The organism is Citrobacter sp. CRE-46 (assembly GCF_059615875.1).
Window position 1 is genome coordinate 3,197,662 of the sequence record NZ_CM184341.1, and the last position, 24,775, is coordinate 3,222,436.

At 51.5% G+C, this 24,775-nt stretch carries 29 protein-coding genes, 1 tRNA gene and 2 other RNA genes; 9 read left to right on the top strand and 23 right to left on the bottom strand.

All coding sequences use genetic code 11. From position 1 onward, the window contains the following. Positions 1-52 precede the first annotated feature (52 nt). Entirely contained in the window at positions 53-1,213 is a 1,161-nt protein-coding gene (mdoC, locus tag AC534G_RS15620) for a glucans biosynthesis protein MdoC (RefSeq protein WP_069323306.1), read from the top strand. 20 nt (positions 1,214-1,233) lie between these two features. On the opposite strand, the gene AC534G_RS15625 is transcribed toward mdoC, so the two are convergent. From AC534G_RS15625 to csgB, 6 genes are all read right to left on the bottom strand, one after another. After that, positions 1,234-2,724 carry a phospholipase D family protein gene (locus tag AC534G_RS15625; protein ID WP_369709115.1) on the bottom strand — a complete coding sequence of 497 codons (1,491 nt, stop codon included), beginning with the start codon at positions 2,722-2,724 and terminating at the stop codon, positions 1,234-1,236. After that, entirely contained in the window at positions 2,657-3,199 is a 543-nt protein-coding gene (gene ymdB / locus AC534G_RS15630) for an O-acetyl-ADP-ribose deacetylase (protein ID WP_038639630.1), read from the bottom strand. Before ymdB ends, AC534G_RS15625 begins: the two co-directional genes overlap by 68 nt. A 100-nt stretch (positions 3,200-3,299) precedes the next feature. After that, positions 3,300-3,620: a YmdA family protein gene (locus AC534G_RS15635; RefSeq protein ID WP_110498382.1), complete on the bottom strand. Its 321-nt coding sequence runs from the start codon at positions 3,618-3,620 to the stop codon at positions 3,300-3,302. Between the two features lie 149 nt (positions 3,621-3,769). Beyond that, on the bottom strand, positions 3,770-4,102 hold the full coding sequence (gene csgC, locus AC534G_RS15640) for a curli assembly chaperone CsgC (protein WP_110498384.1): 333 nt from the start codon (positions 4,100-4,102) through the stop codon (positions 3,770-3,772). Positions 4,103-4,163: 61 nt separating this feature from the next. Then, complete coding sequence (csgA, locus tag AC534G_RS15645) at positions 4,164-4,613, bottom strand: curli major subunit CsgA (protein ID WP_006685125.1); 450 nt, start codon at positions 4,611-4,613, stop codon at positions 4,164-4,166. Positions 4,614-4,653: 40 nt separating this feature from the next. Next, on the bottom strand, positions 4,654-5,109 hold the full coding sequence (gene csgB, locus AC534G_RS15650) for a curli minor subunit CsgB (RefSeq protein ID WP_032939898.1): 456 nt from the start codon (positions 5,107-5,109) through the stop codon (positions 4,654-4,656). Positions 5,110-5,868: 759 nt separating this feature from the next. On the opposite strand from csgB, the gene csgD reads away from it, so the two are divergent. From csgD to csgG, 4 genes are read left to right on the top strand one after another with little or no spacing between them, the layout of a single operon-like run. Continuing rightward, positions 5,869-6,519 carry a biofilm master transcriptional regulator CsgD gene (gene csgD / locus AC534G_RS15655; protein WP_069323303.1) on the top strand — a complete coding sequence of 217 codons (651 nt, stop codon included), beginning with the start codon at positions 5,869-5,871 and terminating at the stop codon, positions 6,517-6,519. A 4-nt stretch (positions 6,520-6,523) separates the two neighbouring features. Beyond that, on the top strand, positions 6,524-6,916 hold the full coding sequence (gene csgE / locus AC534G_RS15660) for a curli production assembly/transport protein CsgE (protein ID WP_038639617.1): 393 nt from the start codon (positions 6,524-6,526) through the stop codon (positions 6,914-6,916). A 25-nt stretch (positions 6,917-6,941) separates the two neighbouring features. Next, entirely contained in the window at positions 6,942-7,355 is a 414-nt protein-coding gene (gene csgF / locus AC534G_RS15665; protein ID WP_016152599.1) for a curli production assembly/transport protein CsgF, read from the top strand. Between the two features lie 25 nt (positions 7,356-7,380). Then, on the top strand, positions 7,381-8,214 hold the full coding sequence (csgG, locus tag AC534G_RS15670) for a curli production assembly/transport protein CsgG (protein WP_003036082.1): 834 nt from the start codon (positions 7,381-7,383) through the stop codon (positions 8,212-8,214). 46 nt (positions 8,215-8,260) lie between these two features. Here csgG and AC534G_RS15675 read toward each other — a convergent pair whose 3' ends face one another. The 4 genes from AC534G_RS15675 to ghrA all read right to left on the bottom strand — a co-directional run bounded on the left by AC534G_RS15675 (position 8,261) and on the right by ghrA (position 11,185). Further along, complete coding sequence (locus tag AC534G_RS15675; protein ID WP_038639615.1) at positions 8,261-8,743, bottom strand: DUF1097 domain-containing protein; 483 nt, start codon at positions 8,741-8,743, stop codon at positions 8,261-8,263. A 101-nt stretch (positions 8,744-8,844) separates the two neighbouring features. Beyond that, positions 8,845-9,399, bottom strand: a complete 555-nt coding sequence (locus AC534G_RS15680; protein ID WP_110498387.1) for a TorD/DmsD family molecular chaperone — start codon at positions 9,397-9,399, stop codon at positions 8,845-8,847. A gap of 23 nt (positions 9,400-9,422) precedes the next feature. After that, positions 9,423-10,160: a phosphatase gene (locus tag AC534G_RS15685; RefSeq protein WP_038639608.1), complete on the bottom strand. Its 738-nt coding sequence runs from the start codon at positions 10,158-10,160 to the stop codon at positions 9,423-9,425. 86 nt (positions 10,161-10,246) lie between these two features. Beyond that, entirely contained in the window at positions 10,247-11,185 is a 939-nt protein-coding gene (gene ghrA / locus AC534G_RS15690) for a glyoxylate/hydroxypyruvate reductase GhrA (RefSeq protein WP_085048539.1), read from the bottom strand. Between the two features lie 235 nt (positions 11,186-11,420). On the opposite strand from ghrA, the gene AC534G_RS15695 reads away from it, so the two are divergent. From AC534G_RS15695 to AC534G_RS15705, 3 genes are all read left to right on the top strand, one after another. Continuing rightward, positions 11,421-11,508 (top strand) — tRNA-Ser (locus AC534G_RS15695). Positions 11,509-11,552: 44 nt separating this feature from the next. Next, a non-coding RNA gene (locus tag AC534G_RS15700) (RtT sRNA) lies at positions 11,553-11,691 on the top strand. A gap of 228 nt (positions 11,692-11,919) precedes the next feature. Then, positions 11,920-12,058: non-coding RNA, RtT sRNA (locus tag AC534G_RS15705), on the top strand. Positions 12,059-12,390: 332 nt separating this feature from the next. Here the strand turns inward: AC534G_RS15705 and torA are convergent. The 11 genes from torA to ccmA all read right to left on the bottom strand — a co-directional run bounded on the left by torA (position 12,391) and on the right by ccmA (position 22,886). Beyond that, entirely contained in the window at positions 12,391-14,910 is a 2,520-nt protein-coding gene (torA, locus tag AC534G_RS15710) for a trimethylamine-N-oxide reductase TorA (RefSeq protein ID WP_496594608.1), read from the bottom strand. 9 nt (positions 14,911-14,919) lie between these two features. Continuing rightward, positions 14,920-16,083: a NapC/NirT family cytochrome c gene (locus tag AC534G_RS15715; protein ID WP_069323301.1), complete on the bottom strand. Its 1,164-nt coding sequence runs from the start codon at positions 16,081-16,083 to the stop codon at positions 14,920-14,922. A 225-nt stretch (positions 16,084-16,308) separates the two neighbouring features. Further along, positions 16,309-17,175: a c-type cytochrome biogenesis protein CcmI gene (gene ccmI, locus AC534G_RS15720; RefSeq protein WP_496594424.1), complete on the bottom strand. Its 867-nt coding sequence runs from the start codon at positions 17,173-17,175 to the stop codon at positions 16,309-16,311. After that, on the bottom strand, positions 17,172-17,639 hold the full coding sequence (locus AC534G_RS15725; RefSeq protein ID WP_077223854.1) for a cytochrome c-type biogenesis protein: 468 nt from the start codon (positions 17,637-17,639) through the stop codon (positions 17,172-17,174). The genes ccmI and AC534G_RS15725 overlap by 4 nt, the downstream gene beginning before the upstream one ends. Further along, a complete protein-coding gene (locus tag AC534G_RS15730; protein ID WP_038639592.1) occupies positions 17,636-18,193 on the bottom strand; it encodes a DsbE family thiol:disulfide interchange protein in 558 nt (185 codons plus the stop codon). The genes AC534G_RS15725 and AC534G_RS15730 overlap by 4 nt, the downstream gene beginning before the upstream one ends. Continuing rightward, a complete protein-coding gene (locus AC534G_RS15735; protein WP_110498391.1) occupies positions 18,190-20,145 on the bottom strand; it encodes a heme lyase CcmF/NrfE family subunit in 1,956 nt (651 codons plus the stop codon). Before AC534G_RS15735 ends, AC534G_RS15730 begins: the two co-directional genes overlap by 4 nt. Continuing rightward, the gene (gene ccmE, locus AC534G_RS15740; RefSeq protein WP_042309391.1) at positions 20,142-20,618 is read right to left on the bottom strand and encodes a cytochrome c maturation protein CcmE; all 477 of its coding nucleotides are present in this window, start codon (positions 20,616-20,618) and stop codon (positions 20,142-20,144) included. Before ccmE ends, AC534G_RS15735 begins: the two co-directional genes overlap by 4 nt. Continuing rightward, on the bottom strand, positions 20,615-20,827 hold the full coding sequence (gene ccmD, locus AC534G_RS15745) for a heme exporter protein CcmD (RefSeq protein ID WP_110498392.1): 213 nt from the start codon (positions 20,825-20,827) through the stop codon (positions 20,615-20,617). The genes ccmE and ccmD overlap by 4 nt, the downstream gene beginning before the upstream one ends. Continuing rightward, positions 20,824-21,570, bottom strand: a complete 747-nt coding sequence (locus AC534G_RS15750; protein WP_110498394.1) for a heme ABC transporter permease — start codon at positions 21,568-21,570, stop codon at positions 20,824-20,826. The genes ccmD and AC534G_RS15750 overlap by 4 nt, the downstream gene beginning before the upstream one ends. 36 nt (positions 21,571-21,606) lie before the next feature. Further along, positions 21,607-22,266 carry a heme exporter protein CcmB gene (gene ccmB / locus AC534G_RS15755; RefSeq protein WP_069323296.1) on the bottom strand — a complete coding sequence of 220 codons (660 nt, stop codon included), beginning with the start codon at positions 22,264-22,266 and terminating at the stop codon, positions 21,607-21,609. Then, the gene (gene ccmA / locus AC534G_RS15760) at positions 22,263-22,886 is read right to left on the bottom strand and encodes a cytochrome c biogenesis heme-transporting ATPase CcmA (RefSeq protein ID WP_496594425.1); all 624 of its coding nucleotides are present in this window, start codon (positions 22,884-22,886) and stop codon (positions 22,263-22,265) included. The genes ccmB and ccmA overlap by 4 nt, the downstream gene beginning before the upstream one ends. 374 nt (positions 22,887-23,260) lie before the next feature. Between ccmA and AC534G_RS15765 the strand changes: the two genes are divergently transcribed. After that, positions 23,261-23,554 (top strand): YciI family protein, encoded by a 294-nt coding sequence (locus AC534G_RS15765; RefSeq protein ID WP_069323295.1) that lies wholly within the window; start codon positions 23,261-23,263, stop codon positions 23,552-23,554. Positions 23,555-23,603: 49 nt separating this feature from the next. Here the strand turns inward: AC534G_RS15765 and phoH are convergent, their stop codons facing one another. Further along, the gene (gene phoH, locus AC534G_RS15770) at positions 23,604-24,392 is read right to left on the bottom strand and encodes a phosphate starvation-inducible protein PhoH (RefSeq protein WP_006685183.1); all 789 of its coding nucleotides are present in this window, start codon (positions 24,390-24,392) and stop codon (positions 23,604-23,606) included. Further along, positions 24,371-24,667, bottom strand: coding sequence for a hypothetical protein (locus AC534G_RS15775; RefSeq protein ID WP_038639568.1), 297 nt, complete (start codon positions 24,665-24,667; stop codon positions 24,371-24,373). The genes phoH and AC534G_RS15775 overlap by 22 nt, the downstream gene beginning before the upstream one ends. Between the last annotated feature and the right edge of the window lie 108 nt (positions 24,668-24,775).

Sequence of the window (24,775 nt, forward strand, 5' to 3'; positions counted from 1 at the left end):
CCATTATTCGTCTTAGGGATAAGACGAAAAGTCTGAGAATACGTAACTGTCTATGAGCCCTGTATCACCACCACGTGAATATTTTCTTGACTCCATCCGTGCCTGGCTAATGTTGTTAGGGATCCCCTTCCATATTTCTTTGATCTACTCCACTCATACCTGGCATGTGAACAGCGCAGAGCCGTCATGGTGGTTGACCCTTTTTAACGATTTTATCCATGCATTTCGCATGCAGGTCTTCTTTGTTATTTCGGGTTACTTTTCGTACATGTTATTTTTGCGCTATCCGCTAAAGCGGTGGTGGAAGGTGCGTGTCGAACGCGTGGGAATCCCGATGCTGACGGCGATTCCATTGCTTACGCTGCCGCAATTTATCATGCTGCAATACGTGAAGGGCAAAGCAGACAGCTGGCATACTCTCAGCGGGTACGAAAAGTACAACACGCTGGCTTGGGAGCTTATTTCCCATCTGTGGTTTTTACTGGTTCTGGTGGTGTTAACGACCGTAAGCATGTGGGTATTTACCCAGATGAAAAATAAGACGATGCGTAGCGAAGGTGCCAACCCCTCTGCGGTGTCGATGACCAAATTAACGCTGATTTTTATTTTATTGGGTGTCGGTTATGCCGCCGTCAGAAGGACGATTTTCATCCTCTACCCTTCAATTCTCAGCGATGGCATGTTTAATTTTATTGTTATGCAAACGCTGTTCTATATACCTTTCTTTATGCTCGGCGCGCTGGCGTTTATCAACCCTAATCTGAAAGCGCTGTTTACCAGGTCATCGCGTGGCTGCACGATAGGCGCCGCATTGGCGTTTGTCGCTTACCTGCTCAATCAACGTTATGGCAATGGCGATGCCTGGATGTATGAAACCGAATATGTCATCACCATGGTCATGGGACTGTGGATGGTGAACGTCGTCTTTTCGCTTGGCCACCGTTTGCTGAATTTCCAGTCGGCCCGCGTGACCTATTTTGTCAACGCGTCACTGTTTATCTATTTAGTGCACCACCCTTTGACGCTGTTTTTTGGCGCGTATATCACACCGCATATCTCATCGAATCTACTGGGCTTTTTGTGCGGCCTGCTGTTTGTGGTGGGGATTGCGGTGATACTGTACGAACTCCATTTGCGCATACCGGTGCTGAAGTTTCTCTTTTCGGGTAAACCGGCCGTTAAGCAAGATAAAAATAAAGCTGTCGCTGGTTAATTTTTCTCTCATTGCGTGGTTCAGAGCAGCCACTCAATGGGTAACACCGACGCAAGCTTCACCAGAACCCGCTTCCAGAATCCTGTGGCGGGTTCTTTTTTCAGTACCTGTTCGCTGCCGGAAACGCGATCCACCCAATTAATTCTACCCCAGCGGTCGAGGCGCAGTTGCCAGGCCATGTCACGCTGGCTCTGCATAAAACGTTTATGGATCACTTCAGCCAGCACTTCACTCTCAATCACAAACCCCATTTCCGTATTAAGCAGCGTTGAACGGGGATCAAAATTAAGCGAGCCGATAAATACTTTTCGACCGTCAATACTGAAGGTTTTAGCATGCAGGCTGGAACCTGAATTACCGGTTAATCCGCGATCGTGGACCACCGAAACGCGTTCGCGGGTAGGTTTAAGTTCGTATAATTCTACCCCGTAACGCAGCAGTTTTTTTCGCCATCGCGCATAGCCCGCATGAACGATAGCCACATCATTTGCCGCCAGCGAATTGGTTAAAATCGCAATCTTGACGCCTTTCCTTACCATTCTCAACAACTGCGCCACCCCAGCCCGAGTCGGCACAAAGTAGGCGGAAATAATATCAATGCGTTCGCCCGGCGACCCCATCACATCAAACAAACGCTGCGGTAATAACGAATGGCGCGGCGCTTTCCCTTCACCTTTGACAGGATCATCACTCAGCAAACGCGTTTTCGCCCAAATCAGCGGCAGCGACTGCTGATCGAGGCTGGTCATAAACTGGCTGGTTTCCAGCTTATGCAGATAACGACGAGTAATATCATCGTTATACCAGGATTCAGGCAGCTCGATACGCTGCGAAGAATCTGACTCCGACATCTCAAGTACGTTCTGTAACGTTGAAACAGAGCGGCAGTGCCAGTAACGCTCAAAATCATCCGCAACATCTTTGACAACGGGACCAATAGCCATGACGTCCAGATCGGAAAACAGCGGTTGCTCACCCGCCCCAAAATAGGCATCACCAATATTACGCCCGCCCACGATGGTCACCACGCCGTCAGCGGTATAACTTTTATTGTGCATTCGCCGATTTAGCCGGGCAAAATCGGTCAAATAGCCCAGGGCGCGCAGAATGCGAAAGGAAAAGGGATTAAACAGACGAATTTCTATATTAGGATGGCTATCCAGCAGCCGCAGCGTGTCATCAAGACCCGGCGTGTTGTTGTCATCCAACAGCAAGCGGACCTTCACTCCACGTTTCGCCGCCGCCAACAGAACTGAAAACAGCAACAGACCGGACATGTCGTTCTCCCAGATGTAGTACTGCACATCCAGTGTACGTTCCGCCATTTCTGTTAGTCGATAGCGAGCAGCAAAGGCATCCAGGCTGTCATCCAACGTAAGAATGCCGCAATCTCCAGGATGGTTAGCACAAAGTGGCGTGATGGCCCGCTCAAGTCGCGTCATATCAATCCGTGTTCTTGTCACCTTGCCGGGAAAGTAGTCTCTTGTAGAGTTGAGCGTTTTCTTCGTCAAAACAAACAAAGTATATTTGATCGGGAAGCGTACGACGGGTAATAAATTTTAACACCGTATTTACCGCTATTTCTGCCGCTGCGGCGCGGGGATACCCGTAGACTCCGGTACTGATCGCCGGAAAAGCAATGGATTGATACCCATTGGCCAGGGCCAGTTGCAGCGAATTCAGATAGGCGTCTTCAAGACGTTCAGCCTCATGATGACCTCCACCTTGCCAGACAGGCCCTACGGTATGAATGACCGCTTTTGCCGGAAGCGCCCCCGCCAGCGTGATAACGGCATGCCCGGTCGGGCATTCTCCCTGTTGCTGGATAACCTGTTTGCAGGCCTCCAGCAATGCGGGGCCGGCGGCGCGATGGATTGCGCCATCAACACCACCACCTCCCAGTAGCGATGAATTCGCCGCGTTGACGATCACATCAACAGCGATCGTCGTAATATCGCCGTGTAACACATGCACGCGTGAATGCATAAATTCCCCCTGACAAAACACGATTCATCAAGTGTACAGCAGGGATTTCCTTGAAATCTCACTTTTTAACCACAAGTTTGCATGTCTAAGCCAGAATGGTTCATTTATATTCAATGTTAAGGATCGCCATGTTTTTCTGTTCATTGAGGTAATGCATTTTCACAGTAGCAATTTGCTGCACATTCTGAGGGGCAGCCGTGACCTGTTGATGATTATAGAGACTATTACGGGTGGTGCCATTGCGCATACAAGACAATTCGATCTGTTGTTGTTGGGTGTTAACGTCGCAGGGCGCTTCAACTATTGCGCCGCGAAAATGGATAACGCCGCCGGGCGAGATCTGTTGCGCCATTATGGGAAAAGTGAAAAGAGATAACGTACATAAACTGGCGCTAAAAATACGTTTAAAAAATGTGCACATAAGGGTTCCTCAATGATTAGTCATCCTTGAGGGATCTGAATGATCCTTCACCACTGCGAGTTACGATCAAATAAAAACGCTGTACGTTTCTATATTCATAGAACAGCGCCGCATTCCCAGCCACACCCTTAATGCAAATACAGCAAAAATTATGGCTGACTGGTTGAGTCAGGCCATTGTTGTGACAAATGCAGAGACTGCCCGTCCGAAACGGTAACGATAATTTTGACCGAATCCCCCGGTGAAATATTAAAGCTCAGTTTGGTTAGTTCAATCGGCCGATTAGCGGGGACCGAAAGGCTTGTTTTCTGCTGCGATTGGCTTTGTCCTCCCTCCCCCTTACGAACGGTAAGGACCTGGACCTCACAAACGCAGGGTTGGGCTAACGTCACCTGAGGAATAATGGTGTACATATCGCCTTGTTGGGTCGTATTGAATGTTATTTGATTTGTCAGCGCGGCAATGAGTAATAATGTATGCATCATATTCTCCCGAAAAAAAAACAGGGCTCACGCCCTGTTTATTATCAGTCAGAAAACTGAATTAGTGTTGGTTAGCTGTTGCATTGTTGCCAAAACCAACTTGCTGAATCAGCACATTGGAGTCAGAAGCAGTCTGATTAACCAGCGCGCCGTTGCGGCCACCGAACTGGGTCACGCTAATATCAGCATTTTTTGCATTCCACTGATCGATGGTGGCATTGTTCTGGAAGCCAGTCTGTTTCAGGCTAATAGTACTGTCATCAGCCCCCTGGCCTACGACCGCGCCATTACCACGCCCATGTTGGGTGATGGTGACATCTGATTTACGCGCATCGCTTTGCAGAGCATTCGCAGCGTTGTTTGAACCATATTGGTAGATACTCAGCGAAGAGTCTGGGCCATAGTTGCTACCGCCGCCATGATGATTACCGCCCCATTGCGGAACAACACCAGCCAGAGCACTGCCAGAAACGACGATTGCTGCGAATGCTGCCACTTTTAAAAGTTTCATGGTAAACCCCCATCGGATTGATTTAAACGTCGATCATGGATTAGCGTTGAGTTACGCGAATTGCCATTTGCGACTGTCTCTGCACCACAACTGCTGTTTTTTGTGTACCATACTGGGTAATATTCGCTTTATTACCAGAGCCTTTCTGGATAATTACAGCTGTATTACCATAAGAACCTTGTTTAATACTCGCGTCATTGGAACTACCCACCTGATCAATATATGCAAAGTTATATGATCCCGTCTGGTCCGTTTTCGCCCGGTTACCAGAACCTTCTTGCGAAATGACCGACAATAGCTTCGAGCCCCCCTGACGAGTATTTGCACTGTTCGCAGTGCCAACCTGACCAATAATGGCTGCCTGATTAAATGAAGACTTACTTAATTCATTTACCGCAAAGTTATATTCTGAATTAGCTAAATCATAACTTGTTGCGGATGCAATCCCAGGCACACCCAGTATTGTAAACATCATAAATAACAACTTGTTTTTCATGTTGTCACCCTGGACCTGGTCGTACATGAAGTTAAATTAGTTACCACTCAAATTGTTGTTAACATGACTTACATTTGTTAACGTCACGTTACGATGAAGAGTATGTCCGTTGAAACATTTTAAATAACTCACCCGCCAGTGGTATTTTTATATCCTGATTCACACCAAAGTATTAATTAACAGTAAAAAACACGGTTGCGACAGCAGGTTCTATTTCTTTTTTAACCCTGCAAGTGAATTTCTATGCAGTAACAAAAAAGTGCATTTCCCGCGATTTCCGCGCCTCCCAGCTTAGTGCTGCGATAAGCATCGGTACAAGTCGTGACAAGCATCATTTTTTTCTATCTAAAATTGTCCAAGTTGAATCCAGGCGAAACAATCCGAATTCATTAGGAATGTAAAACTAACAAACCATAAATTTATTTATTTGATATCAATGCGATAGCATAATTTGTATGATTTTTTAAATCTATGCAATAATGCTGAAATGTACAACTTTACTATCAAATCTAAACTCAATTAAAACCCAAAAATCACATTTTAATATATAAATTTACATTATGTAACATGTTTAACACTTGCTTTAAGATTTGTAATAGCTAGATTGAAAACAGTTGAAGTCCATTTGTTTTAATATTTTCACCCCGTTGGGTTGATATTTTATTTCTACACAGCAGTGCAACATCTGTCAGTACTTCTGGTGCCTCTATTTTAGTAGCGGCAGCTGTCAGGTGTGCGACTAAAAAGTGGAGTTTCATCATGTTTAATGAAGTCCATAGTATTCATGGTCATACATTATTGTTGATCACTAAACCTTCTCTGCAGGCAACTGCGTTATTACAACATTTAAAGCAATCACTGGCGTTAACCGGAAAACTACATAATATTCAACGTTCTCTGGATGATATTTCCTCCGGCTGCATTGTTTTAATGGATATGATGGAGGCAGATAAAAAACTGATCCATTACTGGCAAGATAATTTAAGCAGAAAAAACAACAATATAAAGACTTTATTGTTGAATACCCCTGATGATTATCCCTATCGGGATATTGAAAACTGGCCGCATATCAATGGTGTATTTTACGCAACCGAAGATGAACAACGTGTAGTCAGCGGCTTGCAAGGTGTGTTGCGCGGTGAATGCTACTTTTCGCAAAAGCTCGCCAGCTACCTGATCACGCATTCCGGAAATTACCGCTATAACAGCACGGAGTCGGCACTACTCACTCACCGTGAAAAAGAGATCCTTAATAAACTGCGTATCGGTGCCTCAAATATTGAAATCGCGCGTTCGCTGTTTATCAGTGAAAATACCGTGAAAACGCACCTTTATAATCTTTTCAAAAAGATAGCTGTCAAAAATCGTACGCAGGCGGTCTCGTGGGCCAATGATAACCTCAGGCGATAAAGCCATGAAACGCTATTTGAACTGGATTGTGGCAGCAAATTTGTTCTTTGCTGCCGGGAATCTACACGCGGCTGTAGAGGTGGAGGTTCCCGGACTGTTAACTGACCACACTGTCTCTTCCATTGGCCATGATTTTTATCGCGCCTTTAGTGACAAGTGGGAAAGCAAGTACACAGGAAACTTAACCATTAATGAAAGGCCCAGTGCACGTTGGGGAAGTTGGATTACGATAACGGTTAATCAGGACGTTATCTTCCAGACCTTTTTATTCCCGACGAAAAGAGACTTCGACAAAATAGTGGTCTTCGCATTGGCAGAAACTGAGGAAGCATTAAATCGCCGGCAAATAGATCAAACACTATTAAGCACAAGCGATTTAGCGCGTGATGAATTCTAAAACATGATTTTGTCCGGAGGCTTTCATGCGTGTCAAACATGCTGTGGTTTTGCTCATGCTAATTTCGCCATTAAGTTGGGCCGGAAACATGACGTTCCAGTTCCGCAACCCTAACTTTGGTGGCAACCCAAACAACGGCTCTTTTTTATTAAATAGCGCTCAGGCGCAAAACTCATATAAAGATCCGAGCGCTGGCGACTACGGGATCGAAACCCCAACAGCACTGGATAACTTTACCCAGGCAATTCAGTCGCAAATACTCGGCGGCTTACTCACCAATATCAATACAGGTAAGCCGGGGAGGATGGTAACCAGTGACTTTATCGTTGATATCGCCAACCGGGATGGGCAACTGCAATTGAATGTCACTGACAGGAAAACGGGAAGAACTTCGACTATTGAAGTGTCAGGTTTACAAAACCAGTCAACCGATTTCTAAATGAGAGCCACGAAAGGAAAATATCATGCAGCGCTTACTTATCATGGTGGCAGTAATTTTACTCAGCGGATGCTTAACCGCCCCGCCTCAAGAGGCCGCTAAGCCGACATTAATGCCCCGAGCCCAAAGCTATAAAGATTTGACGCATCTACCCATGCCTACAGGTAAGATATTTGTGTCGGTATACAACATTCAGGATGAGACTGGCCAGTTTAAGCCTTACCCGGCAAGTAACTTCTCTACCGCCGTCCCGCAAAGCGCCACGGCTATGCTCGTCACCGCATTGAAGGATTCTCGTTGGTTCGTCCCGCTGGAACGTCAGGGGTTACAGAACTTGCTTAACGAACGAAAAATCATTCGTGCGGCTCAGGAAAACGGTACGGTTGCCATTAACAACCGGATCCCGCTCCAGTCTCTGACCGCCGCAAACGTCATGGTGGAAGGGTCAATTATTGGTTATGAAAGCAACGTTAAATCAGGTGGTGTCGGCGCGCGCTATTTCGGTATAGGCGCCGATACGCAATACCAGCTTGACCAGATAGCGGTAAACCTGCGTGTGGTTAACGTCAGTACCGGTGAGATCCTCTCATCGGTGAATACCAGCAAAACCATTCTGTCTTATGAAGTGCAGGCAGGGGTTTTCCGCTTCATTGACTACCAGCGTCTGTTGGAGGGGGAAATTGGTTATACCTCTAACGAACCGGTTATGCTTTGTCTGATGTCAGCAATTGAAACCGGCGTTATCTTCCTGATTAATGACGGAATAGATCGCGGGTTGTGGGATTTGCAGGATAAGAAACAAGTTGATAATGACATCCTGGTTAAATACCGCCATATGTCGGTACCGCCAGAATCCTGATGGGTCGTTACAGCATAAAAAGCGTGAGGGAAGCCTCACGCTTGTTTTATTTACTGGTCGGGGTTGGCGATATCCTGTTTTCACGGCGTGACGCCAGCCACAAGCCGCTATTTTTCATCGCATAGCCAAATACCAGACCCAGCGCCAAAGATGGCACGACCAGTCGCCAGTCCCCCTGCCCTGCAAACGTTGCACAAGCCCCAATAAACGTGCCCGGCACGAATGAAAGCAACCATTGCTTTGCCTGAATACACATCAAAAACGCGACAATTCCCGTCATGACATAGCCGACAATATCCATATGCGGGGCAAGCGCACTGCCGTTAATAATCACCAACGCCCACACCACACCGCTTAGCAGCGTACACGCCGAGATCCACAGCCCTTTCAGCCCACCTTGCGGACAGGCAAAGTAGGCAGTGCAGCCCAGAAACCCAGCCCAGCTGAGTAAACCGAGAGAAACGGCCACCCATCCCCAGATCCCGGAGAGAATGCCCGTTGTGATTGCAATTGAGAGAAGTATGTTCATGCCGCGCATCTTAGCAGAAAAACGGCATTGGAATGAGATCGCGCACACAAATTATGCAAGTTGATAAATTGCGTTGCAGTTTAGCGTGATTTAAATCACATTTATTCGTCTGTCTCTTCCTGTAATTCGTCCCACATCGCACCAATCGCATCACGTGTCAGGGGCGCAATAGTACGCCAGAATGGCGTATTCGCATGCGCTTCAACTTTACCCAGAAACGTGCCGCACCAGGGTAACAAGTAGTCCACAAACAAGGTTTCAAGCGCTTCGCTTTCATCTTCCGCAGACTGGTCTTCAAGCCATGAAGCCGCCAGCAACAGCGTGCCAATATGATCTGCCGGCGTATCTGCCAACGGCATTCCCCGAGCAGAAAGGAATGCACGCACATCCGTTTCTTTAGCCCCTTCTACCCAGGCGCTGCGATAAGGCGGCACCGCGCAATCGTCTCCCACAAATAACGCGTTGTAATCCGCAGCCAACTGAGGCATATCGCAGCTCTTCTGCAGACGAGCCAGCAATTCGTCCTGTTCCAGCGGCCAGTTGGCGGAAAGTTTACCTTCGCTAATCAGGGTAAACAGAGGAACCAGTAAAGGGTCCTGCGGTTGGCGGTAAAACAGCGAGCCCAGTACACGACACAGGATAGAAAACTCGTTCATTAATATATTCCAGTTAGTAACAATTACAGTTCAGCAAATTCCGCGATCGGCTCCATGCCTCGCGATTCCAGAAACGTCAGCAAGCGCTTTGGCGTAACGTTTAAAATTCGGTCTTCCGGGAAATTCACATCATCCAGTATTTTACGACATTCACCGAAATCTCCTAAGGTGAAAGCGGTATGTGAATCTGACCCTAACGCGACCCAGCCGCCGGCATCACGCACAGCCGCAGCAACAGCGCGGCAATTGTCCTCACTGCCCTTACGCGAATGCAAAAACGAAGAGTTGTTGATTTCCAACGCAACCTGGTATTTTGCCGCTGCCTGAGCAATCGCAGTAATATCGACGGGATATTTGGGGTTACCCGGGTGGCTGATGATATGGACGTTGCCACTGGCCATAGTGGCTATCATCGCCTGCGTATTCGTTTCTTTATCGTGTGGCGCAAAAACCGGCTCATGAAAGCCTGCGATAATCAGATCCAGGGAAGTGAACATCGGACCTGAACAGTCAATTTCGCCTTCAATATTTTTAATATTCGCTTCAATTCCGCGCAGGATCCCTATGCCGTCCACGACACGAGGCCAAATGCGCATATTAATAAAGTGCCAGTGGTGAGGCGCATCCGCCATGTCCGGTCCATGATCGGTAATGGCAAACAGCTTGATGCCTTTGCGACGAGCTTCAGCGATGTAATCACTTAAGGTGCTGTAGGCGTGGGTGCTGGCGACGGTATGCATATGCAGGTCAACGGGATACATAACTCTCTCCTGTAGTCATTTTCCGTCAAGGATAGCAGGTATCGCCGCCATTTATTAGCTGAAACCCGGCAGATGCCGGGTTGGCATTAGTATCCCCGTACGCGATCGACCTGACCCGTAACGGCTTTGCCACTTTCCAGATTGAAAATTGTACGGGAGATATAATCCACCGCTTCCGCCGGACGGGTAACGGCGGCGATGTGCGGCGTCATGGCCACCCGTGGATGTTTCCAAAGCGGGCTGGTTTCCGGCAGCGGTTCACGGCTATAGACATCCAGCATGGCGCCTTTCACCTTGCCGCTGTCCAGCGATGCCAGAAGATCGTCTTCATTGAGATGAACGCCACGCGCCAGGTTCAGCACATAAGCGCCATCCTGTAACTGGCTAAGTAAACCAGCGTTAATGATGCCCACAGTTTCTGCCGTATTGGGTAGAAGATTGATAAGCACGCGAGTTTGACTCAAAAACGCACCCAGCTCTTCGGTACCGGCAAAGCTTTCCACGCCAGGCCAGGATTTACGCGTACGACTCCAGCAGCGTAGCGGGAACCCCCATGACTGCAAACTCTCGGCAACTTTCGCACCCAGGACCCCGGCCCCCATGATCCCGATGGTGAACTCATCGCGGGTATACTCTGGCAATGGTTGCCATTTCGCCTGATTTTTTAACGCCTGGTAATCATCAAAGCGACGAAACCAGTGCAACACCTGACTTACCGCATATTCCTGCATTTGCAGGCCCATACCCGTATCTTCCAGACGGAAAAGCGGGATCGAGGTATCCAACATTTCCGGGTGAGCGTTTAGCTTACTGAGAATGGAATCGACGCCAGCACCCAGCGCAAATACGGCTTTTAATTTTCGTCCCGCGAGCATTTCAACCGGCGGATGCCAAACCAGCGCATAGTCAGCATGCGCATTATCACCCGCTTTCCACTCACGGACGTTCGCGCCTGGTATTGCTTTTGCCAGCGCATTAATCCACCAGGTTGTTTCGAATGTTGGGTGATAAAAAATTATATCCATTTTGTCTCCTGAGCATTGCTATGCGGAACTTTCTCGCACTTATTATCATCATTTTTCGAGGGATCCTCAGAGTAGCAAATTTTAGGATGCTGGCAAAAAAAACAATTCCCGCTTATTTAAGCTCCAGATTGTTTGAAGTTTGTGTAAATGCACGTTTTTTTCAAAAAGTTGATTGACGCCGGGACGGTATTTCCCTAAATTAGCGCCCGTTCCGGTAGCACAGGAACAACAATATGGTGAGGTGTCCGAGTGGCTGAAGGAGCACGCCTGGAAAGTGTGTATACGGCAACGTATCGGGGGTTCGAATCCCCCCCTCACCGCCATATTTTAAGAAGAGCTCGTACGCAAGTACGGGCTTTTTTTTCGCATGTTGCACGTCTGCGGGGGGATGAGAAGCCCCGACCGGGGTTCGACTGCTGGCGCAGCCAGCTGGACAGACCGGGAGCATCGCGAACGGGCTGCCCCGAAGGGGCGAGCAAAGCGAGTCAATCCCCCCCTCACCGCCATATTTTAAGAAGAGCTCGTACGCAAGTACGGGCTTTTTTTTCGCATATTGCTCGCCTGCGGGGGGATGAGAAGCCCCGACCGGGGTTCGACTACTGGCGTAGCCAGTTGGACAGACCGGGAGCATCGCGAACGGGCTGCCCCGAAGGGGCGAGCAAAGCGAGTCAATCCCCCCCCTCACCGCCATATTTTAAGAAGAGCTCGTACGCAAGTACGGGCTTTTTTTTCGCATGTTGCACGTCTGCGGGGGGATGAGAAGCCCCGACCGGGGTTCGACTGCTGGCGCAGCCAGCTGGACAGACCGGGAGCATCGCGAACGGGCTGCCCCGAAGGGGCGAGCAAAGCGAGTCAATCCCCCCCTCACCGCCATATTTTAAGAAGAGCTCGTACGCAAGTACGGGCTTTTTTTTCGCATATTGCTCGCCTGCGGGGGGATGAGAAGCCCCGACCGGGGTTCGACTACTGGCGTAGCCAGTTGGACAGACCGGGAGCATCGCGAACGGGCTGCCCCGAAGGGGCGAGCAAAGCGAGTCAATCCCCCCCCTCACCGCCATATTTTAAGAAGAGCTCGTACGCAAGTACGGGCTTTTTTTTCGCATATTGCACGCCCGTGGGGTTCGACTGCTGGCGTAGTGAGGATTAAAAGAAACGGCCCCTCTCACCACTGGCAAGAGGGGCCGTTCGTTATAACCGGCTGTCGATTATGCGCCTACTGGCACATTATGCGCGGTGTTTTGCAGCACCGGTCCGGTATATTTCTCGATCTGCAACTGTGACATCTGCCCGCAGTTCCCCTGCGCCAGGCTGGAGGAACCGACGTCAAAGGTCAGGCAGTTGACGTTACCGTTCTTACACAGCGAACCAGGCTGTGACGGATCGGCCGGGTCAAACCACGCCCCTTCGCTGATCCGCACCACCCCTTCACGGACGTTATCGGTAATCACTGCCCCAACCAGGATCTGCCCGCGATCGTTAAAGGCACGAACCAGATCGCCCGCACTAATGCCACGTGCGCTGGCATCCTTCGGATGGATCCAGATAGCCTCACGGTCGGCTACTGCATACTTCTTACGTAGCGGCGTGTTGTCGAGCTGAGAGTGTAGACGGTTAATCGGGTGACCGGTATTCAGCGACAGCGGGTATTTCGCTGCTTCCGGCCCGCGATACCACTCGTGAGGCGGCATCCAGGTCGGGATCGCTTTACAGTCCTCGTAGCCCATTTTGGCAATGGCATCAGAATAGATTTCGATTTTGCCGGACGGGGTACCCAGAGGATTAAGCAGCGGGTTCTCGCGGAAATCAGCAAAGCGTACCCACTGTTTATTCTCTTCCGGAATCGGGAAGCGGATATAGTTGTTGGACGCCCAGAACATATCAAACGGCGGCAGCGCCACGCGTGCGTTACGCGCCTGGGCTTTCATGTCGTCATACATGCCTTTTAACCATAACATCTCATCTTTACCTTCGGTAAAGGCGTCGTGTACGCCGAGGATCTCGGCAATACCGGCAAAGACGTCAAAGTCATTTTTCGCTTCATGCTGCGGCGGCACACACTGGCGTAGCGGGAAGACGTAGAGCTGCGAGTAGTCGCCGCCCATGTCCAAATCGTTACGTTCATAGGTCGTGGTAACCGGCAGCACGATATCGGCATGTTTCGCCGTTGCCGTCCAGTAAGGTTCGTTGACGACCACGGTCTCCGGGTTCTGCCAGGCTTTGACCAGGTTATTGGTATCCTGATGCTGGTGGAAGGTATTCCCCCCCGCCACGTAGACCATTTTAATATCCGGGTAGGTCACTTTCGTGCCGTTATAATCAATGGTCTTGCCAGGGTTCGCCAGCGCATCGGCAATACGCGCTACCGGGAACGGTGTAATGTCTTTTGCCGCCGGAGAGGTTGGGCTACCCGCCGAAATCCCGGCAAGAATGCCGCCGCGCGCGGTCGGACTACCGCCGGAAGAGTAGTGATAGCTAAAGCCGAAGCCGCCGCCAGGCAGACCAATCTGCCCCAGCATCGACGCCAGGGTCACCATCATCCAGTGCGCCTGCTCGCCGTGATGTTGGCGCTGAATGCCCCAGCCGCCCATGATCATGGTGCGGTGTTTTGCCATATCGCGCGCCAGCTGTTTGATCACCTCGGCGTCCACACCACTGATGTCCGCCGCCCAATTGGCGTCTTTCACAATACCGTCGTCCTGACCGGTCAGGTAGGCTTCAAACTTATCGAAGCCGACGGTATAGGTTTTCAGGAAGTCAGCGTTATGCAGTTTTTCCACCAACAGCGTATGGGCAATCCCCGCCATCAGCGCACAGTCGGTATAGCTGTGCGGGCCAATCCACTCGGCACCCAGCATACGGGCGCTGTCGCTGTGCACCGGATCGATACAGATCATCCGGGTGCCTTTTTTCTTCAGCGCTTCAAAACCAGTCTGGCTGACGTGATCCGGCAGGTTCCAGCTGTTTTTAAGCGTGATCATAGGGTTACAGCCAATCATCACCACCAGCTCGGTGTTTTCAATGACGTTCGGCCATGCGGTCTGCTGCTCGTAAACCTCAACAGAGCCCACCACATGCGGCATAATTACCTGTGCGGCACCGGTCGAGTAGTCGCCGGAGTAGCCGACAAAACCGCCTGCCAGGTTCATCATGCGCTGCAGTAGCGTTCTTGGGTTGTGGAACATCCCCACGCTTTTCCAGCCATAAGAGCCCGCATAGATAGAGGACGGTCCGTGCTCTTTCTGCAGACGGCTGATTTCACCGGCCACCAGATGCAGCGCCTTATCCCATCTCACGCGCACCCACTCATCGCGGCCACGCAGCTCTGGTTTACAGTCTTTCGCGCCGCCTTCCAGCCAGCTTTTACGCACCATCGGGTACTTGATGCGGTTTTCGGCATACACCTGATAAGGTGCCATGGTAATCAGTTCGTTCGGATACGGATCGTCTTTCACCGGACGAACATCAACCATTTTGCCATCGCGGATAATCGCTTCAAACGCGCCCCAGTGGGCGCCGGTCAGAATGCCGCTTTCCGCCTGGCGTAACGCTACAAACTGCGGCAGCGCCTGGCTTATCGCTTCGGCCAGCGCCGAGCGTGGCCACATTCCCGCCAGCAGCGGTGCCGCCATTAAAGCTCCGGCACCAGCCAGAAAACGGCGACGAGTCAGATTCATACCTGCTTCCTGGCTCTGCTCCGCCATGTCATGGTCATTATTCTTTTTCATCATGGCTCCTTATTTTTTGTCCTGATCGGCTGCTGCGGGCATGTCGCTCGCGTGTTTTTGTACGTACTGGGTCAGAAGACGAACCTGTTCCTGCGTCAGCGACGTACGACCGGACATGCCTTTAACCACCCCAATCCACTGGTTGGCGTTAAAGCGATTCAACTCGGTAAGACCGTGGCAACCGGTACAGTTGTTAGCCATGAGTTCGGAGGCGTAGCTCCAGATTTTTTGTTGATCGCCAATCAGACTTTTCGCAGGCAGCCAGACCTGCAGATCGACTTCATGCCAGACCTGTTTCGTCTCTTCATCGGTTACCGTGCTGTTCACTTTCAACGCCTTACGCGCTTCCTCACCCAGCAGGGCGCTCATGATGCGTTTACCACGCGCGGCGTAGAACGCCTCGGTGACGCCATCCTGCTGCCAGCCTTTAACGTCAGCCAGTACCATATCACCGTCACGTTTCACTACCTGCACTTCGGTGGAAGCCATCAGGTTACCGTCGTTATGATCGGTTGTTTTCTCACTAAGCCAGAACGGTTGGGTTTGAATGGTGTACAACGTGGTCGCCGTTGCCGGCGTTTTCGCTGCCGCATTCGCCAGTTCGCTCGCCCCTGCTGCCGCCAGGCCACTCATGTTTGGCAGAATGTGCGCGACGCCTTTATGACAATCGATACAGGTTTGGCCCTCTTTGATCGCCACCGGGTGCTGCTTACGGGCTTCAGGCGTTTGCGCCAGTATATCCATCGCTTTGTAGTCGTGGCAGGAACGACAGGTTGCCGAGTCGTTCTTCTTCAACCCATCCCAGACGCTCTGGGCCATCGCGAGCTTATGTGCCTCGTATTTTTCTGGGGTATCGATTTTGCCGGTCATTTCACCCCAGACATCTTTCAGGGCGCCAATTTTGGTCAGCATATAATCGATCGGTTGGTGGGGAACGTGGCAATCGGCACACTCGGCGCGAATACCTTTATTGTTCTGGAAATGCACACTGCCCTGATATTCCGCCAGAGGTTGTTGCATGGTATGACACGACACGCAGAATTCAGTGTCGCTGGTTTTATGCATGATAGTTGCCGTACCCGCCAGCAGCACGACACCAATAATGATCCCAACCAGCAGGGCGATAAATATAATTTTTCGCCTACCTGAACGTTCCAGTGAAAGTTTTCTCATCTTATTATTTAACCCTTTTCCTAAAATAAAGACGCAATAGTCCTTGCCACATGACAATCGCTATATAAAAATATTTATAGCGATTACCGTCATCTTCTACTCCAACAATGCTTATGGAAGTTTGATTCTGCGGGCTAATCATCAGAGGTTGATTAGCCGATAATTTCAGCGTGGTATCACATTGCAAATCGAACAAACCTTCGCGCAAATGTTGATATATTTTGATTATTTCAGTGTAGCGATTTGTTCTTTTTTCGCGCGGTCGATACTACGAATAATGATCTCTCGTTGGTTATCGTCCGGCGGTAACAGTTTCAGCATCAGTTGCCATGCTGCTATCGCTTTATCATATTGTTGATGCTCAAAGGCGTTAAACGCCACAAGGCTGAGTACCCGTACATCGTTATGGTTATTTTTAAGCAACGTATCAAGCAACTGCTGGGCTTCACGGCTATCATTCGGATCCGTAGAGTGCAGCAATGCTTCGGTATAGCCCAGTTGCGCATCCGCATTTCCCGGCGCCAACTGTCGCGCTTTATCAAATGCCTGTAACGCAGCCCCGGGGTTATTCAGCACCAGTTGTAGCCTACCGAGCATCGTCCAGCTTAGCTGGTCTGCCGGATATTGCTGCAGACGAGTACGTAGCCCCAGCGCCAGGCGAAACAGCTCTTCTTCCGACAGCGGTTTCCCCTGGGGATCCATCACGCGCTGCATCAGTTGCGGCGTTTGCTGCACGACCTGCTGCCACTCAATTACACGGGGGACGTAACTCGTTCGGACGAATACCCCTACGCATAAAGAGGTTAGTATAATAACCCCGAGAATATACATCCAATAGCTACTATTTTTGTTATCCGTTTTTGGCGACTCAGGCAAATCTTCCAATAAATTCAAGCGTAAATCGTCAACCAACTGCTGTTGCTGAGCCGCATTTACCGGAGAAATGTCTTCATCAAGCTCCTGAAGACGCGCACGAAAAATCATATGATTCATCGTGTTACGATCAACGCGCTGTCTGCCTGACCAGGGAATAAACAGCAGTGCCGCCGTCCCCAGCAGTAAAATCATCATGATAAGAAAAGCGACGATCATTTCAGGGTCCTTTTGTTTTCATCGAGAAGCGCTTGCAAACGCGCCTGCTCATGCGGACTAAGTTCCGTTTCCCGCGCTGCCCGCGGGCGACGGCTTAAACGGAAAATGACCAGCGCGCCGCCCAGTACAAAACAGGCGGGCAACAGCCAGAGGATCAGCGTCGCCAACGTTACCGGCGGCTCATAGGTGACGAAGTTACCGTAGCGCGCCACCATATAATCGGTAATTTGCTGATTGCTTTGTCCCTCCTCCATCAGTTGCCAGACTTTTTTACGCATATCGGCGGCAATCATCGAATTGGAGTCGGCAATACTGTTGTTTTGGCATTTCGGGCAGCGCAGTTGCGCGGTCAGTTGGCGGAACTGTTGCTCCTGAGCCTCATTTTTAAACGGATAAGTGTCAATCGCCGCCAGCGCCTGAAACGATAGCAGCGCCGTCAGCAACGTCATTAGCAAAAATCTCACGCGCTGCCCTCCCGACTGTATTTATTCCACAACGGCAGGATTTCCTGCTGCCATACCTGTTCGTTCAGATCGCCTGCATGGCGGTAGCGAATAATGCCTTTGCCGTCGATAAGAAAGGTTTCCGGCGCACCATAGACACCGAGATCCAATCCCAGCATACCATCACCATCAAACACCCCCTGCGCGTACGGATTACCCAGCTCCTGCAGCCAGTCCAGCGCCTTCTGGCGATCGTCTTTATAGTTAATGCCCACGATGCGAATACCCTGCGCCGCGAGGGAACGCAGGTATTGGTGCTCCGCGCGGCAGGTTGGACACCAGGTCGCCCAGACGTTAAGCAGCACCGGCTTACCGTTGATAATACTGGACGCGTCCAGCATCATGTCAGGCTTCTCCAGCGACGCCAGATGAAACGCGGGGAGCGGTTTGCCAACCAGCGCCGACTCCAGCGCCGTCGGGTCATCGCCGTCGCTATTGCGCAGCAGTTGCCACATTAGCGCTGCCACCAGAACCAGAAAGATAACCAGCGGCAGATAAAGGACTTTGCGGTTCATTGTGCGTTCTCCGGCAGCGATTTACGTAAGCGGTAGCGCGGGTCCAGAATGCACAATACGCCACCAAGCGCCATTAACATTCCGCCAAACCAGATCCAGCGAACAAACGGTTTGTAGTACAGGCGCACCGCCCAACTGCCGTCATCCAGTTCTTCACCCAGCGCGGCATACAGATCGCGCACCAACCCGCCGTCGATGGCGGCTTCGGTCATCTCCATCCGGCTGCTGCTGTAGACGCGTTTTTCTGCCCGCAGCGTGCTGATATGCCGCCCGTCCTGCGAGACGTCAATCACCGCTTCACCGCCAAAATAGTTCGGACCTGTAATGTCCTGAACGTCGCGGAAGACAAAGTGATATTGATGAATATCGACGCTATCGCCCGGCTTCATACGCACATCGCGCTCAATGCTATAATTCTGGCTAAAGGCGATGCCAATCACCGTCACCACCAGCCCGACATGCCCAGCCACCATCCCCCAGTGGCTGCGCCCCAGGCGAGTTAGCCCGCGCCAGAAGGTATGGCGATCGGTAGCGCGTTCCACTACCTCCATCACTGTCAGAACCAACGCCCACAGCGACATCAGCAGACCAAGCACGGTCATCGCCTTAATACGGTCCTGCATCAGCCACGGCAGCACCACGGCCAGCACAATCGACACCAGCGCCGCAACCAGCAGCCGCTTACGCAGCTTATGCAATTCATCGCGCCGCCAGCGCACCAGCGGCCCAATCCCCAACAGTAGCGAGAAGGGAATCATCAGCACGATAAACAGCGAATTAAAGAATGGTTCACCAATTGAGATACTACCCAGCCCCAATAATTTATGAATCAGCGGCAGTAGTGTGCCCAACAGCACCACCAACATCGCGGCGATCAGCAGGACGTTATTCCCCAACAGCAGCGACTCGCGCGACCACAGCTCATGGCGTACCCGAGAGCGCACCTTCCCGCCTTTAATGGCAAACAACAGCAGCGAACCGCCGATGGTGATCACCAGCAGCGCCAAAATAAACAGGCCGCGCGTCGGATCGGAGGCGAATGAGTGTACAGAGATGAGCACCCCGGAACGCACCAGGAAGGTGCCGAGCAGGCAGAGCGAAAAGGCGAGGATTGCCAGCAGCACGGTCCAGGACTTGAAGCTACCCCGCTTCTCCGTTACTGACAGTGAGTGAATCAGCGCCGTGCCGGCCAGCCACGGCATCAGCGAGGCGTTTTCGACCGGATCCCAGAACCACCAACCGCCCCAGCCCAGCTCGTAGTATGCCCAGGCAGAACCTAACACAATGCCCAACGTCAGGAAGCTCCACGCCGCCAGCGTCCACGGACGCGACCAGCGCGCCCAGGCGCTGTCCAGACGCCCGGTCATTAACGAGGCGATGGCAAAAGCAAAGGCGACGGAAAAACCCACGTACCCCATGTATAGCATCGGTGGATGAAAAATCAGTCCAATATCCTGCAGCATCGGATTCAGATCGCGGCCTTCGATCGGAAAGTCCGGCAGCGTACGTACAAACGGATTCGAGGTCAGCAGGATGAACACCAGGAAGCAGAAGGAGATCATCCCCATCACCGCCAGCACGCGGGAAGATGCTTCCAGGGGAATGTTGCGGCTCAGCGCCGCCACGGCAAAGGTCCAGCCGCTCATCAGTAGCACCCACAGCAGCAGCGACCCTTCGTGCGCGCCCCAGGTAGCCGCCACGCGATACCATACCGGCAGCAGCGTATTCGAGTTGCTGGCGACATACTGAACGGTGAAATCATTCACCACAAAAGCATAAACCAGTATCAGGAATGACCCGAGGATCGCCGCAAACATGGCGAACGACAGCGGTTTCGCCAGCGCCATCATCCGCGTATCCTGGCGCATCGCGCCCCAGGTCGGATACAGCCCGAGCAGGCAGGAAATACCCAGCGCCAGGCACAGCAGAAAATGCCCAATTTCAGGGATCATTGCGCGGCTCCTTGTTGATTCCCGGCAGGGTGATGATTTTCATCCATCGCCTCTTTAATCTCCGGAGGGGTATAGTTTTCATCGTGTTTCGCCAGCACCTCTTTGGCGCGAATATGGGTACCGTCTTGCAGTGTTCCCTGTGCCACCACCCCCTGCCCTTCTCTGAACAGCGCTGGCAGGATCCCCGTATAGCTCACCTCTACCACGCCGCGCGCATCGTAGAGCTTAAAGGTCACGTCCAGCGTTTTATCGTCACGCTTCACGCTGCCGGGCATCACCATGCCGCCAATGCGCAGGCGCTGTCCCGGTTCCGGCTTCTGGCCATTTTCCCGCTTGCCGTAAATGATTTCCCCCGGCGTATAGAAGAGATCGATATTGGCGCTGAGCGCATACATCACCAGTCCGACCGTCAGCGCCAGTCCTCCCAACACGCTACAGGCAAGCCAGAGTCGTACCTTACGACGCGGATTCACAACGCCTCTCCTTTTTTACGCGCCGCCTGCATCCGGCGCTCGCGCGCCATTTGACGCTCTACGTCAGCCAGCAGCGCCCTGCGCTGCCAGCAGGCATGCCAGACCACAACCAGCAGCGAGAGCGCCGTCACGGCAACCGCCAGCCAGACATAAAAGGCGTAGCCGCCCATCTGCCAGAAATCACTCCAGGAGTGGAAAGCGCTGGTCATGAATTAACCTCGCTCTTGCGCCCGGAAACCAGCTGCGCCACCCATGGGCGACGACGTTCCTGCAGCAGAATCAAATTACGCATACGCATTAATGTCAGAGTAATAAAAAGGAATAAGAAGCCGAAAATCGTTAAACGCAACGGCATACGCATAGATGGATCGATGGTTTTCTGCATATTGGTCGACCCCTGATGCAGGGTGTTCCACCATTCAACGGAAAAATGAATAATCGGCAAATTGACCACCCCGACCAGAACGAGGATCCCGGCGGCGCGCCCGGCCAGGCGGCGGTCATCAAAGGCGTGATACAAGCCAATCACGCCGACATATAAGAACAGCAGCACCAGCTCGGAGGTCAGACGCGCATCCCACACCCACCAGGTGCCCCACATTGGTTTGCCCCAGGCCGAACCGGTGACCAGCGCGATGAAGGTATAGACAGCGCCGGGAAGCGCCATCGCCATCACCGCGTTGTCCGCCATTTTCATTTGCCAGATCAGCCCCACAAAGGCAGTCACCGCCATCGAGCCATAAATCCCCATCGACCAGATAGCCGCGGGCACATGCAGATACATGATGCGATAGCTTTCGCCCTGCTGATAATCCGCTGGGGCGTAGACAAAGCCCCAGATACAGCCCACCACCAGAAACAGCGCGCTCAGGATAGCCATTGCCGGAATAAACCGCCCGCAGACCTTATACAACCGCTCTGGAATGGCGAGTTGGTGTAACGCTTTCCACATTTTTTCTTTGCCTCATATTCCCGCAGATGACGGGAGTTATTGCACGCTGATTCGTAACGCTGCTGCAGTGGCGAACGGACTTAAGGTGGCGCTTCCTGCCAGGAAGGCCCCGAGGATCGCCAGATAGCCGTCAACCGGCAGCAGCATCTGCGCCGCGCCCACGGCGGCGGTCGCAAAAATTAATAAAGGGATCATCAACGGCAGCACCAGCAGGCTGAGCAATACGCCGCCGCGCCGCAATCCGACGGTCAGCCCGACGCCAATCGCACCAATAAAACTGAGCGTGGGCGTACCCAACAATAGCGTAAGCGCCAGCACTTGCCACTCCGCAACGGAGAGGCCGAACAGCGTGGCGATAAGCGGCGAAATGATTAACAGCGGTAGCCCGGAAACCACCCAGTGCGCGGCGACTTTCGCCAGCACCACCAGCGAAAGCGGGACTGGCATTAGCATCATCTGCTGCAACGAACCGTCCAGCCAGTCATCACGAAACAGTCGATCCATTGCCAGCAGCGAGGAGAGTAACGCCGCTACCCAGACGATGCCGGGGGCAATTTGCCGCAGCAACTGCGGCTCCGGGCCAATACTGAGTGGAAACAGCGTGACGATAATCAGGAAAAACCACAGCGGGTTGATAATTTCGGCACAGTTACGAAAGGCAAGACGCAGGTCGCGCCAGAAAATCTGCGTGATCATGCCACAGCCGCCTCATACTCATTGAGCGTAATCGTGCGCAACGGGACGCAGAGAGGCCGTAAAGGTTGATGGGTTGTCAGAATAACTGCGCCGCCATGGACGACATGCTGTTCCAGTCGTGTGGTCAGTTTTTGCACGCCAGCCACGTCCAGCGCAGTAAAAGGTTCATCTAAAATCCAGAACATTGCGCGGCTGAGCCACAGCCTGGCCAGCGCTACGCGCCGCTGCTGCCCGGCAGAAAGCTGAGCCACAGCCACATCTTCAAAACCGACCAGTCCGACCTGCTCCAGCGCTTGCCAGCGCGTCTCAAGCGACGCCTGCGGGTGATAAAAACGCAAATTTTCCTCCGCCGTCAGCCCCCCTTTTACGCCAACCTGATGGCCAAGCCACAACAGTTGACGATGCCAGTCGTCACGCATCCGATGCAGCGGTTTTCCCTGCCACAAAATCTGCCCTTCGCTCGGCGTTGATAATCCGGTTAGTAGCTGTAATAAAGAGGTTTTTCCTGCCCCATTAGGACCCGATATTTGGACAACTTCGCCGGGCTGAATAGAACATGATAGGCGGCAAAAGAGTAGACGTTCATCCCGCAGGCACGCAATACTTTTTAATTCAAGCATTAGAAGGCGGATCCAGTTCGGGAGCGCAGCGTATTCAAGGATCTATAGTATAGCGAAAGTATGCGTTTCAGTTTGCCAAATATGTTAAAAAATATAAAACGCTCATGATCTGGAACATTATCGTAATATTTATCTCATCACGAATGTTTCATGATTATTAATAATAACTCGCCGATTAAGCGATAGCCGCCATTTTTTCGCCAGCCATCAACCATGCCAACCCATCCGCCCCCTACAAGTGTACAATTAACAGACATAAATGCTGCATATGCATTTTTAATATTAAAATTTAGGAAGGACAGTGTTGATATTAATCTTTTCTCTCCCTGGTTATATGCTACGTTAATACACTTTAAAAAAGCAGGGACAATAAAATGAGTGTTATTTATGTTGTTGTTTTAACCTATATAAAACCGTTGAAAGACGTCGATAGCCTACTTCCTGCCCACGTGGATTGGCTGCAAAAAGGCTATGCGGAAGGTTTATTCCTGGCATCAGGCCGCAAAATTCCACGTTCCGGTGGTGTGATATTGGCAAAATGTGATGACGCTGAGAAATTAGAACACTATCTGAGTCAGGATCCCTTCCAGCAGGCTGGCGTCGCGAAAGTTGAGTTGATCCCATTTGAAGCAACCATGACGGCTGCCGCCTTAAAAGATATTCTGTAATACCGCAAAACAAAGCCCGGTTTCCCGGGCCTTGAAGACGGCGTACTCATCAGTTGTAAGCGTTGAGCGTTCGCTGACAGAGCGCCGAGCGAACGCAATCATCTTTATTGAAACGAACGATCCCAACCATTTCATCTTCTTCGAAACGGGCCAGCGCATCGCTTAGCCCTGAGCGAACGTGGGCGGGTAGATCGCACTGGGTTACATCCCCATTCACAATCACCGTCACATTTTCCCCGAGGCGAGTCAAAAACATCTTCATTTGTGCAGCGGTAACATTCTGAGCCTCGTCAAGAATGACCACGGCATTTTCAAATGTTCGTCCACGCATATAGGCGAACGGCGCGATTTCCACCTTACCAATCTCAGGTCGCAGGCAATATTGCATAAAGGAGGCTCCCAGACGTTTCACCAGCACGTCATACACCGGGCGGAAATAGGGAGCGAACTTCTCGGAAACATCTCCAGGTAAGAAGCCGAGATCTTCATCAGCTTGCAGAACCGGACGGGTTACAATAATCCTGTCCACATCTTTGTGGATCAGCGCCTCTGCTGCTTTTGCCGCGCTGATCCAGGTTTTACCACACCCGGCTTCACCGGTGGCGAAGATCAGCTGTTTACTCTCGATAGCATTCAGGTAGTGCGCCTGAGCCTCATTTCGCGCCGTGATTGGCGTGGCATCGCGACTATCACGCGCCATTCCGATCGCTTCTACGCCGCCCATCTGCACAAGCGAGGTGACCGATTCATCTTCACGTTGCTTATGGCTACGCGAGTCCCGCCTCAGCACCCGTTTTGCTTCGCGACGAGCTTTGATCACTGCTTTTTGTCTTCCCATGGATAGCACCTTGAGTTGTAGGTATACATCACACGCGCCGTTGGCGGCACGATTATGCGCACGAACATCTGAGGGTTGGCTTCCTTGTAAGCCATTGCTTGCTTTTGGATAAGACGCCACCCACGGCTACGCGCACCGTACAGGGCGTCAGTTACAAGGATAAAAAGTGAAAGGGGGAGAGATTTAGCGGTGACGAAGTGGCTACCGGAAGAGAAACGTCCGCGTAAGGTACTGCTGTTACTGTGAAAAACGTGTCCAGTACAGGACTTTTCCATTCGCGATCTCCATAGTGAACAACTATCACCGCCGGGAACTACCGCTGTTACTTATAAGTACATCATAATCTTTCGCTAATGCAACATTATTTTTACTTGCCATTAACT